Below are 15660 nucleotides of genomic sequence, written 5' to 3' on the forward strand. Positions count from 1 at the left end.
GCCCTAAGCCGGGATCAGCGCCCGCAAACGCTCGCGCAGTGCCGCATTCAGCAGCGGACTTGCGAGCACACCGACCGCAGCCAGCCAGATCGCGCATTCGACGATGAAGTGCACCAGCCCGCTGCCCGGCACGAGCGCGATGATCGCCTGCCCGATCAGCCAGCCCGACGCCACGATGCCGGTGCCCATGACCATCAGGAACGCAATATGCCTTCCCGGGTGATTCAGCGTCTGCCGCATCACCATCAGCGCGAGCAGACCGAACTGGACCAGCATGTCGCTCGCGACCACGGCGAGTGCTGCGCCCAGCGGTCCGAGCCGCGGGATCAGAACGAAGGACAGCACGAGGAAAACGACGAGCTGAAGTCCCTTGGTGCGGATCAGGAGGTCGCCGCGGTTGCTGTGATTGGCAAAGCCGAGCGCCAGCAGCGACGGCGCGACCACCGCGGAGCCAAGCAGCAGCGTCACCGTAAGCGGCGCGTCATAGGGGATGCTGTCATGGGTCCACAGCGCAAAGAAGTCCGGCCAGAACGGCAGCAGGCCGGCGACGATGAGGCAGGCGAGACCGGTGACGAACACCGAGCCATGGGCATAGAGCCGGCGCAGCCGCTCCTTGTCGCCGATCGCATGATCATGGCCGAGTTCGGCGGCGATCGGCAGCGTGACCTGGAGGCAGAGACCGCGCACAAGGCTCGCGATCACGCGCGTCAGGCCCCATTGCGCCACAGCGACGCGGTTCGTGACCAGCGCCGAGACCAGCAGCACCGGGACGTTGACCAGCGCGAGCTCGGTGAAATTGGCGACCGCAAACGGCAGCGCGCGGCCGAACTGACCGATGCTCCAGCGCAGCGAAGGCATTGCGGGCGACCGCCCGCCGGCGCGGCGCAGGAACGGAAACAGCCGCGGCGCGTCAAAGGCGGCGAGGAAGATCGTGAACAGCAGTTGCATCGACACGAAGGCGATCGCAACCGAAAACAGACTGCCGAACGTCGCCAGCGCCGCAAGCTGCGCGACCTGCCCGAGCAGCAGCGTGCCGTTTTGCAGCCACACCGTCCGGCCGTAATGGCCGCGCACGCGATAGAGGCCGGAGGCGAGATTGGCGGGCAAGGTCAGGAGCATGCCCAACGTCATCACCAGCATCGCGGCATCGAAGGTCGGCGCCGCGTGAAAGCCGAGCACCGTTGACGGCGGCGCCAGGTAGATCGCCACGCACAGCAGGACACCCAGCACCGTGACGACGGCAAGATAGATCCGCAGCATGGCCGCATAGAAATTCGCCGTGCGCCCGTCGCAATCGGCGCAGGCCTTGAACGCGAGGAACCGGTTGATCGCGCGCAGCTGCAATCCGGCATCCGCCACGACGACGAGACTGCCGGCCGCATAGATCGCGAGCCACGCCGCAAGCAGATCGCCGGTCCAGACATGCAGGAAGGCGGGGATGAGAAGCAGTTGCTGGGTCAGCCCCAGCACCATCTGGACCAGGTTCGCCGACCAGCCCTGAAGCAGCCGACGGCCGCGGCCGGCGCCACCGGGACCGCCCGAACTGCCGGCCTTGCCGGGCGCGTCAATTTGCGTGTCGGACAAGCCGCATCCTTCCCGGCAAGCGATCGGCCCGGCGCGCGCAAGCGCCAGTTGATTCCCGCAATGAAAGCCGCCAATTTGGCACGATCGGATTGGGGCGTTGAAGGCGCGTCTTAAGGCGGTTACACAGCTTAGGCAATGGCATCCGAATTCATCCCCTTCAACCGGCCCTACGTTACGGGCAAGGAGCAGGCCAACATCGAGCAGGCTCTGAAGAGCCATCATTTGTCCGGCGACGGCGTCTTCACCCGGCGCTGCCATCAATGGCTCGAACAGCGCACCGGCTGCGCCAGGGCACTGCTCACGCACTCCTGCACGTCAGCGCTCGACCTTGCTGCGATCCTGCTCGACCTCAAGAGCGGTGACGAGGTCATCATGCCCTCGTTCACTTTCGTCTCGACGGCGAATGCCTTCGTGCTGCGCGGCGCGATACCTGTTTTCGTCGACATCCGCGAGGACACGCTCAACCTCGACGAACGCGAGATCGAGGCCGCCATCACCTCGCGCACCCGCGCCATCGCGCCGGTGCATTATGCCGGCGTCGCCTGCGAGATGGACCCGATCGCGGCGATCGCCAAGCGCCACGCCTTGCGCATCGTCGAGGATGCGGCGCAGGGCGTCATGGCGAGCTACAAGGGCACGCCGCTCGGCGCCATCGGCGATCTCGGCGCCTTCAGCTTCCACGAGACCAAGAACATCATGTCGGGCGAAGGCGGCGCGTTGCTGGTCAACGATCCCACGCTTGCCCAGCGCGCAGAGATCGTCCGCGAGAAAGGCACCGATCGCGGCCGCTTCTTCCGCGGCGAGGTCGACAAATACACATGGCAGGACGTCGGATCGTCGCTGCTCCCCAGCGATCTGACCGCGGCCTTCCTGTGGGCCCAGCTCGAGGACGCCGGGCGCATCACGAGCGAGCGGCTCGCGATCTGGGACCGGTATCACACGATGCTGGCCCCGCTCGAGCAGCGCGGCCTGCTGCGTCGTCCAGTCGTGCCCGGCCATTGCGCGCACAACGGCCATCTCTATTACGTGCTGCTGCCGCCGGAGACGGATCGCAACATCGTGCTCGGCAAGCTGCGGGAAGCAGAGATCCAGGCGGTGTTCCACTACGTCCCGCTGCATTCCGCGCCGGCCGGGATGCGGTTCGGACGCAGGCATGGCGATCTCGCGCGCACCACCGATCTGTCTGAACGCCTGATCCGGCTGCCGTTCTGGATTGGCCTGCAAGAGACGCAGCAGCAACGGGTGTGCGAAACGCTCGGCGCGATCCTTGGACCCTAAGCTTACAGCCCGTCCGATTCGCCGTTCTTCGGCGTCGAGCGCGGCACGAAAGGCGCGAACGACGTGTCGGTCGTGGTCGGCATGGTCAGCTTGCCGCCGGCATCGGGCGGACCGGCCGCAACTGCCGGTGCGCCGGCAGGCGGAGCGGAGGGCGTTCCGTCCGGCCGCTGGAGTGCCAGGACCTCGCTGCGATCACCCTGCTTGAGCGTCACCTCGCGCGGCTGAACCTCGGTCAGCGACCAGCCGCCGAGCGATTCGCCCTGGCGCATACGCACGATCTTCTGATCGTTGCGGTTCACGAAGATCGCGATGGCCTCGCCCTCACCTACCACGGCCCCGACCAGCAAGAGCGGCGGCGGCGCCTCGACCGGCTTGGGCGGGGCCGGCGCGTTCACCTCTTCGACCGGCGACGCTGCAACCGCGCGCGGCGGCGGCCGGCGCATCGCCGAGAAGATCGGGCGCTCCTGGGTCACGGTCAGCGCCGAGAGCGGCACCGACCACAGCGGATTTCCGCGGGGGACCGGCTTGCTCGCAGCCTGCGCCGGCCGCGCGATCGGCCGCATGGCGCCGACATCGACGCTTTCGGCGGGACTGCCAACGGCATCGTCGGGCAAGATATCCATGCGCGAGGAGGTCGTCGCCGCCGGGGTTTCGGCAATGCCCATCACCGCACACAGCACGGCCAATCCAGTCGCTCTCAGCCAGCCCGACATCAAACTTCCCTTGCGGCCGCCAGCATGCGGCAAGCCTGCCGCGCCAAACTAATTCCGATAGGCTCGACCATCAACCCGCGTCGAAAAGCGCAGGGTCGATCCTGCACATGTTGCAACGCATGAAAATGTTGCCCAACGGCCACGATCGTTGAAATTGCACGCGGAACAGGCAGGAACCCCACGCAAATAGACGTACGTTCATTGCGGCGCGCTGTAACGCCATGTGACTATGGCGCGGGCGTACGGCTTTGACGCACGCACGGGTTGCAGCTTGTCATCATTTCCTTTTCCAATTTGAGAACACCGATGGCCGGACCGACAATGGCGCGTGAGAGGATCGGAAACGGGCTGGGGTCCCTCCTCCGTCACTCGCTGGCAACCTTGCTGGCCACCACCGCGCTCGGCGTCGTCGCCGCCCATGCCGTTGACGGCACCTGGACCGGCGCCACGTCCACCGAATGGACGGACGGCACGAACTGGACCTCGACCCCCGACGTGCCCGACGGCACCGCCAGCTTCACCAACACCGGCCCGGCCACGGTCGACAGCAACGGCCTCGTCAACATCGGCGCCGTGGTCTTCGCGGCCGCGCCCAACGCGCAGGCCTATACCGTCAACACCAACGACATCTTCGTGGTGAACGGCGCCGGCATCTCGAACAATTCGACCAACGTGCAGACGTTCAACGTCAGCTCCAGCATGGTGTTCTCGAATGCGAGCAGCGCCAGCGCCGGCAGCAACGTCGTGACGTACAACGTCAGCGGCGGCGGGATGAGCTTCAACGACACCTCGACCGCGGGCTCGGCCGCCATCACCAACAACGGCGTCGTCGAGTTCAACGGCAGCAGCAACGCGGGCACGGCGCAGATCACCAACAACGTCGTGTTGAATTTCAACGACACGAGCTCGGCGAGCGGGTCCACCATCACCAACGCCGCGACCGGCTTCGTGGCCTTCACCGCGTCGTCCACCGCGGGCACCTCGACGATCTCCAACAGCGGCTCGCTGAGCTTCGTCAACTCCTCCACCGCCGGCAGCGCCACCATCACCACCGAGCTGTTCGCCACCACGACCTTCACCGGCACGTCGACCGGCGGCAATGCACGCTTCATCACCAATCTCAGCGGCACGGTCGACATTTCCGGCCTGACCAGCGCCGGGATGACGTCCGGCTCGATCGAGGGCTCTGGCGACTACGTGCTCGGCGCCAAGACGCTGACCACCGGCAGCAACAACCTCTCGACCCAGGTCGACGGCGTGATCTCCGGAGCCGGCGGCGGACTGACCAAGGTCGGCATCGGCACCCTGACGCTCACGGGCGGCAACAACTACACCGGCGCGACGACCGTCTCGGGCGGAACGCTGGCGCTGGCGAATTTCGGCATCATCTCGGGCTCCAGCCTCGTCACGGTAAACGCGACGCTCGACATTTCCGCGATCCTGCCCTCTTTTGCCGCCATCACGACGCTCGCCGGCAGTTCGAGCGGCATCGTGAATCTCGGCACCAAGGGGCTGTTCGTCACCAACGGCTCGACCGAATTCGCGGGCGTGATCCAGGGCACCGGCGGGCTGGAAGTCGGCGGCGGCGTCCAGACGCTCTCGGGCGCGAACACCTACAGCAACGTCACGCAGATCGACACCGGCGCCACGTTGGCGCTGAAGGGAAGCGGCTCGATCGCGAATTCACTCTACGTCGCGTTCTCCGGTGCGGGCGCGACGCTTGATATTTCCCAAACCACATCCGGCGCGTCGGTGACGCAGCTGTTCTCGTTCGGCACCAATGGCGTCGTGGCGCTGGGATCGAAGACGCTGACGCTCACGGCGGGCAGCGGTACCGCGTTCGGCGGCGTGATCCAGGACGGCGGCATCGGCGGCGGTACCGGGGGCAACCTCGCGATCGCCAGCGGAGCATTGCAGCAGCTCTATGGCACCAACACCTATACCGGCACGACGACTATCGCGAGCGGCGGCGAGCTCGACCTCGTCAATTTCGGCGGCAGCGACGGCAGCATCGCGACCTCGAGCAATGTCATCGCCAACGGCATCTTCGACATCCAGAACCTGAGCACCGGCACCTCGATCAAATCGCTGGCCGGCTCCGGCGCTGTCAATCTCGGCGCCAACACGCTGACGATCACCAACGGCATCGGCAATTTCTCGGGCGTGATCGACGATGCCGGCTTCGGCGGCGGCCTGACGGTGGCCGGCGGCACGCAGACGCTGTCCGGCGCCAACACCTATACCGGCGCCACCACCGTGAGCGGTGGCACGCTGGTGGTCGACGGCTCGATCGTCAGCGCCTCCACCGTCAACACCGGCGGCACGCTCGCCGGCTCCGGCACGGTCGGCAGCGTCGCGGTCGCCGGCGGCACGCTGGCGCCGGGCAGCGCGGCGAGCCAGTTCGGCCCGCTGACCATCAACGGGCCGCTCAGCTTCACCGCGGCCTCGACCTATCTGGTGCAGGTCTCCGCGACCAATGCCAGCCTCGCGAACGTCACCGGCATAGCCACGCTCGGCAACGCGACGGTGAGCGCGATGTTCGCCTCGGGCACGCTCAAGAAGCAGTACACAATCCTGTCGGCGACCGGCGGCTTCGGCGGCACCAGCTTCAACGCAGCCGTCGCCTCCAACATGCCGACGGTCAACGCGACACTGAGCTACGATCTCACCAACGTCTTCCTCAACGTCAACGTCAACTTCGCGCAGGCCGGCGGCCTCAACCTCAACCAGCAGAACGTCGCCAACACGCTGACCAATTTCTTCAACACCACCGGCAGCATTCCCGCCGCCTTCGCCGCGCTGTCGCCGGCGGGGCTGACCACCGCCTCGGGTGAGCTCGGCACCGGCATCATCCAGTCCGCGATCAACGCCGACGGCCAGTTCCTCAATCTGATGCTCGACCCGACCGTGATCGGCCGCTCGGGCGGTTTCGCCAAAGCCGGCAGCGTCGCGCAATTCGCCGACAGCGACGACATGACCGCCTACGCGAAAATGCGCCCCGCCAATGCGCGCGAGCGCGAGGCCTATGCGATGGCGACCAAGGCGCCGCTGCTGTCCTCGCAACCGAGCAGCCGCTGGAGCGTCTGGGCCGCCGGCTATGGCGGCTCGGCCCAAGTCGGCGGCAGTACGCCGGTCGGCTCGCAGGATTTGACTGCGCGGGTCTGGGGCGGCGCGGCAGGTGCCGACTACAGGATCTCGGTGGACACGCTGGTCGGCTTCTCGCTCGGCGGCGGCGGCCTGAACTACTCGCTCGCCAACGCAATGGGCTCGGGCTCCGCCGACCTGTTCCAGGCCGGTGTCTATGGCCGGCACAATTTCGGACCGGCCTACATCGCAGCCGCGCTGGCCTATGGCTGGCACGACGTCACCACCAACCGCACCGTGGCGCTCGCCGGCGCCGATCAGCTCCAGGGCCGCTTCAAGGCCGACACCTTCTCGGCCCGCTTCGAGGGCGGCAATCGCTTCACGACGCCGCTGGTCGGCATCACGCCTTACGCAGCCGCGCAGGTGACCAACTTCAACCTGCCGAACTATTCCGAAGTCAGCCTCAACGGCGGCGGCCTGTTCGCGCTGAACTACGCCTCGCAGTCGCTGACCGACACCCGCTCCGAACTCGGCCTGCGCACCGACAAATCCTACGCGATGCAGAACGGCGTGCTGACGCTGCGCGGCCGCGCCGCCTGGGCGCACGATTACAATCCGAGCCGCGCCGTCACCGCACTGTTCCAGACCCTGCCCGGCACCAGCTTCGTCGTGAACGGCGCCAAGGTCGATGCCGACTCCGCACTTCTCAGCGCCAGCGCCGAGATGAAATGGCTGAGCGGCTTCTCCGTCGCCGGCACATTCGACGGCGAGTTCTCCGGCAACGTCACCAGCTATTCCGGCAAGGGCGTGTTCAAATACAGCTGGTGAGCGCCGCTGCTTTCTCCCGACAAAACGATGCTTCTTGGTGTCCTTGACTGTATCCTATAGGATACTTATGTTTGAGGTTCAGAAGACTGACGAATTCGATCAATGGCTGGCTGTGCTCAGAGACCAACGAGCGGTCGCTAAGATTGCTTCTCGCATTGAGCGACTCGCTATGGGCAACACCGGCGATGTGAAGGCTGTGGGCGCGGGAGTCAGCGAACTGCGCGTCGACTATGGGCCGGGTTATCGCGTGTACTACAAGCAAGTCGGCAACAGGATCGTGGTGATCCTTTGCGGCGGAGACAAGTCGACCCAGGATCGGGACATCAAACATGCCAAAGCGATCGCAGCCCAGCTCTGAGCAGAGCGCGAAGGTAAAGGTAACTAAGTTCGATGCCGCGGACTATCTGAAGACACCGACGGCGATTGCCGCTTATCTCACTGAAGCCTTCGAGACAAATGACCACGTTTATATCTGTAACGCGCTCGACACCGCTGCTCGCGCGAAGGGGATGGGTGACATCTCGAAGGCGACCGGCCTCTCTCGAGAGAGCCTCTACAAAACGTTCAAAGAGACCGCAAAACCTGAATTCGAGACCGTCCGCAAGGTAATGAACTCGCTTGGCGTCAAATTGGTGGCCGAACCCATCGATGATCGGCAGAAGGTGGCCTGATTGCGCCGCCCTATTTCCCCGCCTGCCACTGGCCGGAGACGCCCAGGATCACCCTGACGCGGCCCGTGGCGGCCTCGTTCAGCGCGGTCGCCTGCGGCACCTGCACGTCGAGCTGGTCGACGAACAGGAACGGCATCCCGGCTTCGAGATCGTAGAGCACCCTCTGGAGCGCGGGCTGCTCCAGCTCGCAGCTCATGACGAGGCCGACGAAGCCGTCCTTGGTCTGCGCGCCCGATACGTCGACCTGGGAGGACTGCACCGAGCCGCCGACATTGCCGACGGCGGCCGCGACCCGCTGCAACAGATTGGCGCCCGCGACCGTCACCGTCGGTCCTTCCAGGAACGGCGTGCCGGGATGCTCGGCCGACAGTGCCGCAGCATTCTTGGCGCCGCCCTTGCGGCCGCGCAGCTGGTCGAGCAGGTCGGAGGTCTGTGCCAGCGCCTGCCGGTGCGCGATGACGTCGGCAATCGAGAGGCCCGCCATCAGCAACAGCCCGCCGGTCACCGCGACATAGAGCGTGACCGCGATCAGCGGCGAAGCGGCGAGCGCCCGCGAAACCGCATTGCCGCCTCCAAGGCCGACGCCGCTCATGGCGCGTTCCTCGGCTCGACCTGCGCCTCGATGTGGAAGCGCTCGCCGGGATCGGAGGAGCTCCGCGTCGTCGGTGCGTAGAACGTCGCGCGGGTAAAGTGCTGCGACTGTTCGATCAGAGGGATCAGCGAGGGCGCATCGCGCGTGATGCCGCCGATCTGGATCTTGTTGCCGGACAGATGCAGCTCGGTGACATAGGTATGATCGGGCAATATCCGACTGAGCGATTCCAGCACGATCACGCTGGCCGCGGTCTCGTATTTGCGGCGCTCGAGCAGCGCGAGCGGCGAGCGCTCGCCGCCGTCGCTGCCGCGCAGCGCGGCACGGCGCTGGGTGATCTGGCGGTCGAGCTCGCTCTCTTGCGTGCTGAGACTGTCGGCGAGATAGCCGGCCGCGACCGATCCGATCACCGCGGCGACCGCGACGAGGGCCAGCACCGCTTGCAAGGTCCGGCTTAGCCGTGCGGGATCAATCGCCCCGCGCGACTTCTGCTCGAACACCTTGATGTGCCCGCCCTCGGGCGCATCGGTCGCGATCGCGATCGCCGCCGGATGGAAGGCGGACAACGCCTCGACATAGCCCATTGCCAGCCTGCGCGGGGCCGCCGCGATCTGCGTCGTGATGCTCTCGCGGCCCTGCGTCGACGGCCGGCTGCAACCGAACACGGCCTCGCTCGCGCTCCACGGCGTCAGACGGTCGATCTGCGCCCGCACGATGCCGTCGAGGAAATCCGCCGCGCGGGCCGGCAGCTCCAGCGGGCGAAACAGGAAGCGCTGCGGCCGCAGCACGATCTCGACGCGGCTGCCACGGACGATCTGCGCAAGATTGGGGCTGGCGAACCTGCCGTCCTCGAATCCGATCTCCTCCGGGATATTCTCGGACTTGTTCACCGCCTTGGCAGTCTCCAGCGTGAACGCGCCGGTCTCGTTCTCGACCAGCCGCACCACGCGCGGCGACACCACCCGCTCCAGGGTGGCCACGATCGAGCCGGCTACGGTGCCGGTCCAGGCATCGAGAATGGCGCGAAGGGAACTGAGAGAACTCATCTCACAGAGGCTTTCCGGCGGAGCCGTCAAAGGCGTTGTGCCACGACAATACACGATAGGGCTCATCGCCGCTGTCGAGAAGCAGGATGACGATCTCGGCCGAGCTCTGCCGGTGCGACGGCGCCTCGACGGCGACGGTGAGCCGGTAGGCTTTCGAGCCCTCGACCGTCGCATTGGTGCCCCCGGCAAGGCTGATCAGGGAGCGCGGGTCGATGTTGGGATCGGCGCGGTCGCGCAGAACCTGTTGCAGCTTCTGCGGCGTCATGTCCGGCAGCGCTGCCACCACCTGCGGCGCGGCGTCGAGCACATTCACCGTTCGCATGTTGCTGAACACCGTGACGAACGGCAGCACGCGCTCGACGATGGCGGGCGGTATGCCGCGCACCAGCCAAAGTTCGTCGCTGTGCGGAAACGGCGCATGGCGCGGCAGATAGGATGCGCCGAGCGTGCGGTAGTAGGAATCCTCCGGATTGTCCTGGCCGGGCTCCGTCGACGAGCGCCAGGCGAGAATCCGGTCGGCATAGACGGACGCATTGTCCGTGGAGACGCCGAGCGTCGTCATCAGGCCCGCGAGGATCGCCTTTGGCGCCATGTTGAGATCGACACGCGCAGCCTCCGAGCGGAACGTGAGGCTCACCCGGCCGGCTCCGACGCGAGCGTTGAAGGTGCCGCTGGTCGGACGCGTGGCTTCAGGTTGCGCCGTCAGCCGGTAGGCCGCAAGCTCAAGGCCGGCGTTCACCAGCGCATCGGCCTGCAACCGGTCGGCGTTGACGGCGACCGTGACAGCGGTGTTGGTGACATAGCTCAGATAGATCAGCGCAAGCGCGGCCAGCGCCGCCAGCATCCACAGCACCACGACGACGATGAAGCCGCGACCGTCGCGAAGCGCGCCGATGGGAGACCTCGCACCGCTCACAGCTGCTGCTCCTCTTTCTCCGCCTGCTGCGGCCGGCCGCGCGCGGCGACGCAGGTTGCCGGATTCTTGGCGCGCGCGCACTCGGCCGGTGCATTGATATGCGGGACCGCCGCGGCAGAGACCGCCAGCACCTGACCGCTGGCGCCGTCGCGCACGGTGATGCGGATGCGGTCCGGCAGTTGCGGCTGGCCGCGCCAGATCGGCTGCCACTGACCGTCACGTCCGGCATAGGCAAAGCTCACCCGGAACGGCGCACGGATCAGCACGACCTGGTCGACGAAGCGAATCTGCCCGTCGGTCGGCATCGGCTGGAACGGCGCGCGCTCGCGCACCAGCGCCAGCCCCTGGGCATCGGCCTTCTCGATCAGGCGGATGAATTCGAGGCCCGGACGCGCGCTCGGGCCGAGTGCCGTGCGCAGGAAGGTCACCGACAATTCGGCGCCGTCGAACAGCGGCGCTTTGGCATCGCCATTGACCGTCATCTGCTCGGCAACAGACAAGTCGGCGACGATGCGATCGAGGCCGGTGGCGAGACGCTCGGCGCGCTGCACGCGGGCGATGCCGCGATTCCAGTTCGGCAGCCATTGCGCCGTCACGGTCGCCAGCGCCGCCAGGATGACCGTCATCAGCAGCGTCGCGAGCAGCACTTCGAGCAGCGTGAAGCCGGCCTCATCGGCGAGCGCGCGGCGCAGGCGCTTCGTTGCCAGGCGCTTCATTGCGCCCCCCTCGGCACCAGCTTCACGGTCGTGACCTGAAGCGCAGCACCCTCGGCGCGCTGGAGGCGCAGATTGACGGCCATCGGCACGAAGCGATCGGTGGCAGGATTGCCGCCCGCCACGCTCATCGGTGTGACATCGACCCGCCAGCGGCTGCCGGCGAGCTCGCCGCTCTGCCGGCCGGGTTTCAGCAATCCACGCGCCGGCAATTCTGCAAGCAACCGCTCGGCCGTGCCTGAGAGCGCCAGACGCTGGTCGATCGAGCGCGTGCCTTTCGCCGTGGTGGCGATCACCGAGCCGATCGTGCCGAGCACGACCGCGATGATCGCGAGCGCGACCAGCGCCTCGATCAACGTGAAGCCGGCGGCGTCAGAGCAGCTTCTGCGGGACAATCTCGACGCCTCCGGTCAACCAGTTGACGCGCACCTCGTAGCCCATGCCGGGCCGCGCCAGCGCGATCGTCCCGCCGCACGACATGCCCGACGGAAAGAAATCGATCGATCGCCCGGTCGCGCGATCGGCGCAGCGCGAGGCCAGCGTCGCCTGCACGACGACGTCGCCCGGCAGGCGGATGGTCCGCCCGCTCACGCCCGAGCGGATCGCGCGCGCTTCCGCATCCACCTGCGTTACCACCCTCACCTGCCGGCGCAGAGCCGCATTGCGGTCGGCCTTCAGCAGCGCCGCGGTCTCGACCGCGTAGCTCTCCAGCCTGGCGCGCGTCGTCGAGCGCGGGATCGCCGGCAGGATGATCGCCGCGAGCAGGCCGATGATGGCGAGCACGCACAGGATCTCGATCAGCGCAAAACCGCGCGCCTCACGGAGACCTTCAGCGCGCGTTGCTGACGATGTCGGCTGCCGTTCCACTGCCGCCTTCCTGACCGTCCGATCCGAGCGAGATGATGTCATAGGGCGCGCTCGCACCCGGCGAGCGATAGACATAGACGTGGCCCCAGGGATCGTTCGGCACCACGCCACCACGCAAATAGGGCCCGTTCCAACCGGCCTGGTTGTTGGTGCGGGTCAGTCCCGTGAGGCCTTCATTCGAGGTCGGATAGCGGCCAACGTCGAGATAATAGAGATCGAGCGCGCTGGAAAAGCTCTCGATCTGGATCTTCGCCGCCTTCGCCTTGGACTCGCTGAGATAGTTCAGCACCCGCGGGCCGACCAGCGCCATGATCATCCCGATGATGGTGATGACGACCAGCATCTCGACCAGGGTGAAGCCGGCCTCCCCTCGCCGCGCGCACCGCCGGCCGCGCCTTAACGATGGACGTTTGGTCACTTCAAACCCCTTCTCATGATCCTGCCTAACCGACAATCTGGCTCACCGACATCAGCGCCGTCATCACCGATGTGATGAGACCGCCGACGACGAGCGAAATCGCAATGATCGCTGCCGGTCCCGCAATGCCGACCGCGCGGTCGAGCGTGCGCTGCAGCTTGGCCTCGTAGAATTCGGCGACGCGCCCCGAGAGCATCGGCAATTGCCCGGTCTCGTCACCGAGCCGGAGCATGCGCACCGCCATCGGCGGCAGCGCCTCGGTCTCGGCCAGCGCATCGGACAGTTTCGACCCATGCCGAACACGATCGGCGGCATCGCTCCAGACCGCGGACGGGCCGGTCGTCGCCATCATGTCGACGAGGATGCGCAGCGTTGTCGTGAGATTGACACCACTGCCGAGCAGCAGGCCGAGATTGCGGCAGAACAGCGCCGTGCGATACGCGCTCATGACGTTGCGGATTGCCGGCAGCCGCGTGGTCGCGTTGGTGATGCCGCGGCGGACGCGCTCCTGCCGCATCAGCAGCCACCCCGCTGCGATCGTCGCCGCTAGTCCCGCCAGCACCGCGTCGGAATTGCCGCGCAGGACAGTGGAGATATTGAGGAAGATTCCGACGACCGGATCGACCTTGGCGCCGAAATCCTGCAACACGCTGGCGAACTGCGGCAGCACGAAAGTGAGGAAGAACAACAGCACGCAACCGGCCGCGCCGAGCACGAACAGCGGATAGCGGATCGCATCCGACAACCGGCGCCGCAAAGCTTCGCTGCGCGTGCGTTCGCCGGCCAGCACCTCCAGCACCTGATCCAGCGAGCCCGAGGCCTCGCCGACCCGCACCAGCGCGATATACATCGGCGGAAACTGCCCCTCGTGCCGCGCCAGCGCTTCGGCAAAGCTCTCGCCCGAGACGACTCGCGAGCGGATGTCGGCGACGACCGGGCGCAGCCGGCCGAAATCCGGGTCCGCCGCGAGCAGCTCAAGGCCGTCGTTGATGCGGGCGCCGGCGCGCAACAGCAGCGCGAGATCGCGGGTGAAGATGGTGACGTCTTCGGGCTTCGGCCTGTTGAACAGGCCGAGCACGCTGCCCGACGCGCCGCCCTCTTCGGGCGTGACGTTGTCGACCAGCACGAGGCCAAGCCGCTCGATCCGCTGCGCGACCTCGCCCGGCCCGGGCGCAGCAATGGCGCCGGAGACCAGTTCGCCGTTGGCATTGAGCGCGCGGTAGCGATAGTTCGGCATGCGTTAGCGCACCGTCGTGACGCGGAAGACTTCGGGCACCGTGGTCAGCCCGGCGCGGCATTTGGCGACCGCATCCTCCAGCATCGTCGTCATGCCGCCCTGCATCGCGGCGGCATCGATCGAGTGGGAGTCGGTCTGCGGGCCGATCAGCGTGCGCACCTCGTCGGACATTTCCAGGATCTCGAACACGCCGTTGCGCCCGCGATAGCCGGTGCCGCCGCAGCGTTCGCAGCCGCCGGCCTCATGCACGACCTCGCCGCATTTGAAGCCGATCACCGCAAAGCGTGGATCCTTGGCGAGATCGGCCTCGGTCAGCGCGTGCGGCACCTTGCAGCGGTCGCAGAGCATGCGCACCAGCCGCTGCGCGACCACCGCGCGCAGCGTGGACTTGAGCAGAAAGCCCTCGATGCCGAGATCGATCAGGCGCGGCACCGCGGCCGCCGCCGTCTCGGTGTGCAGCGTCGTCAGCACGAGATGGCCCGTCAACGCGGCATGGATCGCGATATGCGCGGTCTCGGCGTCGCGGACCTCGCCGACCATGATCACGTCGGGGTCCTGGCGCACGAAGGCGCGCATGGCGGTGGCAAAGGTCAACCCGATCGACGGCTTGACCTGGGACTGGTTGATGCCGGGGATTTCGTATTCGACGGGATCCTCGATGGTGAGGATTTTTCGCGTCGGTTCGTTGAGGATCGACAGCATGGTGGCAAGAGTCGTGGTCTTGCCGCTGCCGGTCGGCCCGGTGACGACGATCATGCCGTGCGGCATTGCGAGCAGCCGCGTCATCACGCTCTCGTCGCGCGTGAGAAGACCGAGCTTGCCCATCTCCAGCAGGCCGCGGTCGCGCGGCAGCAGACGGATGACGGCACTCTCGCCATGCTGCGTCGGCATGGTCGCGACGCGAACGTCGAGCTCGCTGCGCCCGACGCGCACGCGCGCGGCGCCGTCCTGCGGCAGGCGCCGTTCGGCGATGTTGAGGCTGGCGAGAATCTTGATGCGCGAGATTAGCGCCTGCGGCGGGATGCCGTGCGGCGAGGGCAGCGCACGCAACAGGCCATCGACGCGCATGCGCACGGTGAGCCCGGCGCGGAACGGCTCGACGTGAATGTCACTGGCGCGCAGATCCACGGCACGCTCGAGCAGATCGTTGAGCGCGCGCACCACCGGCGCACCGCTGGCGAGATCGCGCAGGCTCTCGATATCGTCGTCGGATTGCTGCGCGATGCTGCGCACGCCGTCCTCGGCCTTCGCATCGGCCGCATCCGTGCGCTGGTCGAGCACCGTGGTGATGTCCTCGAACGAGGCCACGACGACCTCGACACTCTCGCCGAACACGATCTCGGCGGCGCGAACCGATGCGGTGTCGGAGGGATCGGCGACCGCCAGCCGATAGCCGCCGTTGGGCGCGCGGAACGGGAAGATGGTGGATTCACGCAGGAAGCGGCGGGAAAAGCCGTCGAGGCACGGCGTGGTCGCGAGCAGTTGCGGCAGGCCGAGCCGCGCGAGGCCAAAATAGTCGGACACCTCGTCCGCGAATTCGGCGGCCGACAGATCGGTCGCTTCCCACAATTCGAGCAGCGGGCGGGTCAGCGCGGGATTGGCCGAGTTGTCCACATGGGCGCGCGCCCGCGGGGGCAAAGAAAATTTTTCGAGGAGATGCTGCCGGAAGCTCTCTGCGGAAAGGTCTCGCATCGCACTCACAGCTTGCCTTGT

The 15660-nt window shown here is 66.9% G+C and carries 15 protein-coding genes; 4 read left to right on the forward strand and 11 right to left on the reverse strand.

Annotation, left to right across the window (positions count from 1 at the left end; all coding sequences use genetic code 11):
• Positions 1-3: 3 nt before the first annotated feature.
• The gene (locus AB7532_RS25175) at positions 4-1584 is read right to left on the reverse strand and encodes a lipopolysaccharide biosynthesis protein (protein ID WP_441237383.1); all 1581 of its coding nucleotides are present in this window, start codon (positions 1582-1584) and stop codon (positions 4-6) included.
• A gap of 135 nt (positions 1585-1719) precedes the next feature.
• Here AB7532_RS25175 and rffA point away from each other — a divergent pair, with 135 nt between their 5' ends.
• A complete protein-coding gene (rffA, locus tag AB7532_RS25180; protein ID WP_441237384.1) occupies positions 1720-2862 on the forward strand; it encodes a dTDP-4-amino-4,6-dideoxygalactose transaminase in 1143 nt (380 codons plus the stop codon).
• A gap of 2 nt (positions 2863-2864) precedes the next feature.
• Here rffA and AB7532_RS25185 read toward each other — a convergent pair whose 3' ends face one another.
• Complete coding sequence (locus tag AB7532_RS25185) at positions 2865-3575, reverse strand: hypothetical protein (protein ID WP_441237385.1); 711 nt, start codon at positions 3573-3575, stop codon at positions 2865-2867.
• A gap of 306 nt (positions 3576-3881) precedes the next feature.
• On the opposite strand from AB7532_RS25185, the gene AB7532_RS25190 reads away from it, so the two are divergent.
• From AB7532_RS25190 to AB7532_RS25200, 3 genes are all read left to right on the forward strand, one after another.
• Positions 3882-7487 carry an autotransporter domain-containing protein gene (locus AB7532_RS25190; RefSeq protein WP_441237386.1) on the forward strand — a complete coding sequence of 1202 codons (3606 nt, stop codon included), beginning with the start codon at positions 3882-3884 and terminating at the stop codon, positions 7485-7487.
• A 67-nt stretch (positions 7488-7554) separates the two neighbouring features.
• Positions 7555-7845 (forward strand): type II toxin-antitoxin system RelE/ParE family toxin, encoded by a 291-nt coding sequence (locus AB7532_RS25195; protein WP_441237387.1) that lies wholly within the window; start codon positions 7555-7557, stop codon positions 7843-7845.
• The gene (locus AB7532_RS25200; protein WP_441237388.1) at positions 7817-8158 is read left to right on the forward strand and encodes an addiction module antidote protein; all 342 of its coding nucleotides are present in this window, start codon (positions 7817-7819) and stop codon (positions 8156-8158) included. Before AB7532_RS25195 ends, AB7532_RS25200 begins: the two co-directional genes overlap by 29 nt.
• A gap of 10 nt (positions 8159-8168) precedes the next feature.
• Here the strand turns inward: AB7532_RS25200 and gspM are convergent, their stop codons facing one another.
• Genes gspM through AB7532_RS25245 form a run of 9 tightly spaced genes read right to left on the reverse strand, consistent with a single transcriptional unit; the run spans position 8169 to position 15639 of the window.
• Complete coding sequence (gene gspM, locus AB7532_RS25205) at positions 8169-8750, reverse strand: type II secretion system protein GspM (protein WP_441237389.1); 582 nt, start codon at positions 8748-8750, stop codon at positions 8169-8171.
• Positions 8747-9796: a PilN domain-containing protein gene (locus tag AB7532_RS25210; RefSeq protein WP_441237390.1), complete on the reverse strand. Its 1050-nt coding sequence runs from the start codon at positions 9794-9796 to the stop codon at positions 8747-8749. The genes gspM and AB7532_RS25210 overlap by 4 nt, the downstream gene beginning before the upstream one ends.
• Before the next feature lies 1 nt (position 9797).
• Complete coding sequence (locus AB7532_RS25215; RefSeq protein ID WP_441237391.1) at positions 9798-10712, reverse strand: general secretion pathway protein GspK; 915 nt, start codon at positions 10710-10712, stop codon at positions 9798-9800.
• Positions 10709-11428, reverse strand: a complete 720-nt coding sequence (locus AB7532_RS25220; protein ID WP_441237392.1) for a hypothetical protein — start codon at positions 11426-11428, stop codon at positions 10709-10711. Before AB7532_RS25220 ends, AB7532_RS25215 begins: the two co-directional genes overlap by 4 nt.
• On the reverse strand, positions 11425-11820 hold the full coding sequence (locus AB7532_RS25225; RefSeq protein ID WP_441237393.1) for a type IV pilus modification PilV family protein: 396 nt from the start codon (positions 11818-11820) through the stop codon (positions 11425-11427). Before AB7532_RS25225 ends, AB7532_RS25220 begins: the two co-directional genes overlap by 4 nt.
• Positions 11798-12292 carry a pilus assembly FimT family protein gene (locus AB7532_RS25230; RefSeq protein ID WP_441237394.1) on the reverse strand — a complete coding sequence of 165 codons (495 nt, stop codon included), beginning with the start codon at positions 12290-12292 and terminating at the stop codon, positions 11798-11800. The genes AB7532_RS25225 and AB7532_RS25230 overlap by 23 nt, the downstream gene beginning before the upstream one ends.
• Positions 12255-12710, reverse strand: a complete 456-nt coding sequence (gene gspG, locus AB7532_RS25235) for a type II secretion system major pseudopilin GspG (RefSeq protein ID WP_441237395.1) — start codon at positions 12708-12710, stop codon at positions 12255-12257. Before gspG ends, AB7532_RS25230 begins: the two co-directional genes overlap by 38 nt.
• Positions 12711-12735: 25 nt before the next feature.
• Positions 12736-13947 carry a type II secretion system F family protein gene (locus AB7532_RS25240; protein WP_441237396.1) on the reverse strand — a complete coding sequence of 404 codons (1212 nt, stop codon included), beginning with the start codon at positions 13945-13947 and terminating at the stop codon, positions 12736-12738.
• Positions 13948-13950: 3 nt separating this feature from the next.
• A complete protein-coding gene (locus tag AB7532_RS25245) occupies positions 13951-15639 on the reverse strand; it encodes a GspE/PulE family protein (RefSeq protein WP_441237397.1) in 1689 nt (562 codons plus the stop codon).
• Between the last annotated feature and the right edge of the window lie 21 nt (positions 15640-15660).

It is taken from the genome of Bradyrhizobium sp. 930_D9_N1_4 (assembly GCF_052076015.1).
Taxonomy (GTDB): Bacteria; Pseudomonadota; Alphaproteobacteria; order Rhizobiales; family Xanthobacteraceae; genus Bradyrhizobium.

What these genes read in the sequence shown, in the direction of transcription:
- AB7532_RS25210 (WP_441237390.1), bottom strand. Translation starts at nt 9,796, where the DNA reads ATGAGTTCTCTCAGTTCCCTTCGCGCCATTCTCGATGCCTGGACCGGC.
- rffA (WP_441237384.1), top strand. Translation starts at nt 1,720, where the DNA reads ATGGCATCCGAATTCATCCCCTTCAACCGGCCCTACGTTACGGGCAAG.
- gspM (WP_441237389.1), bottom strand. Translation starts at nt 8,750, where the DNA reads ATGAGCGGCGTCGGCCTTGGAGGCGGCAATGCGGTTTCGCGGGCGCTC.
- AB7532_RS25200 (WP_441237388.1), top strand. Translation starts at nt 7,817, where the DNA reads ATGCCAAAGCGATCGCAGCCCAGCTCTGAGCAGAGCGCGAAGGTAAAG.
- AB7532_RS25220 (WP_441237392.1), bottom strand. Translation starts at nt 11,428, where the DNA reads ATGAAGCGCCTGGCAACGAAGCGCCTGCGCCGCGCGCTCGCCGATGAG.
- AB7532_RS25245 (WP_441237397.1), bottom strand. Translation starts at nt 15,639, where the DNA reads ATGCGAGACCTTTCCGCAGAGAGCTTCCGGCAGCATCTCCTCGAAAAA.
- AB7532_RS25185 (WP_441237385.1), bottom strand. Translation starts at nt 3,575, where the DNA reads ATGTCGGGCTGGCTGAGAGCGACTGGATTGGCCGTGCTGTGTGCGGTG.
- AB7532_RS25195 (WP_441237387.1), top strand. Translation starts at nt 7,555, where the DNA reads ATGTTTGAGGTTCAGAAGACTGACGAATTCGATCAATGGCTGGCTGTG.
- AB7532_RS25190 (WP_441237386.1), top strand. Translation starts at nt 3,882, where the DNA reads ATGGCCGGACCGACAATGGCGCGTGAGAGGATCGGAAACGGGCTGGGG.
- AB7532_RS25240 (WP_441237396.1), bottom strand. Translation starts at nt 13,947, where the DNA reads ATGCCGAACTATCGCTACCGCGCGCTCAATGCCAACGGCGAACTGGTC.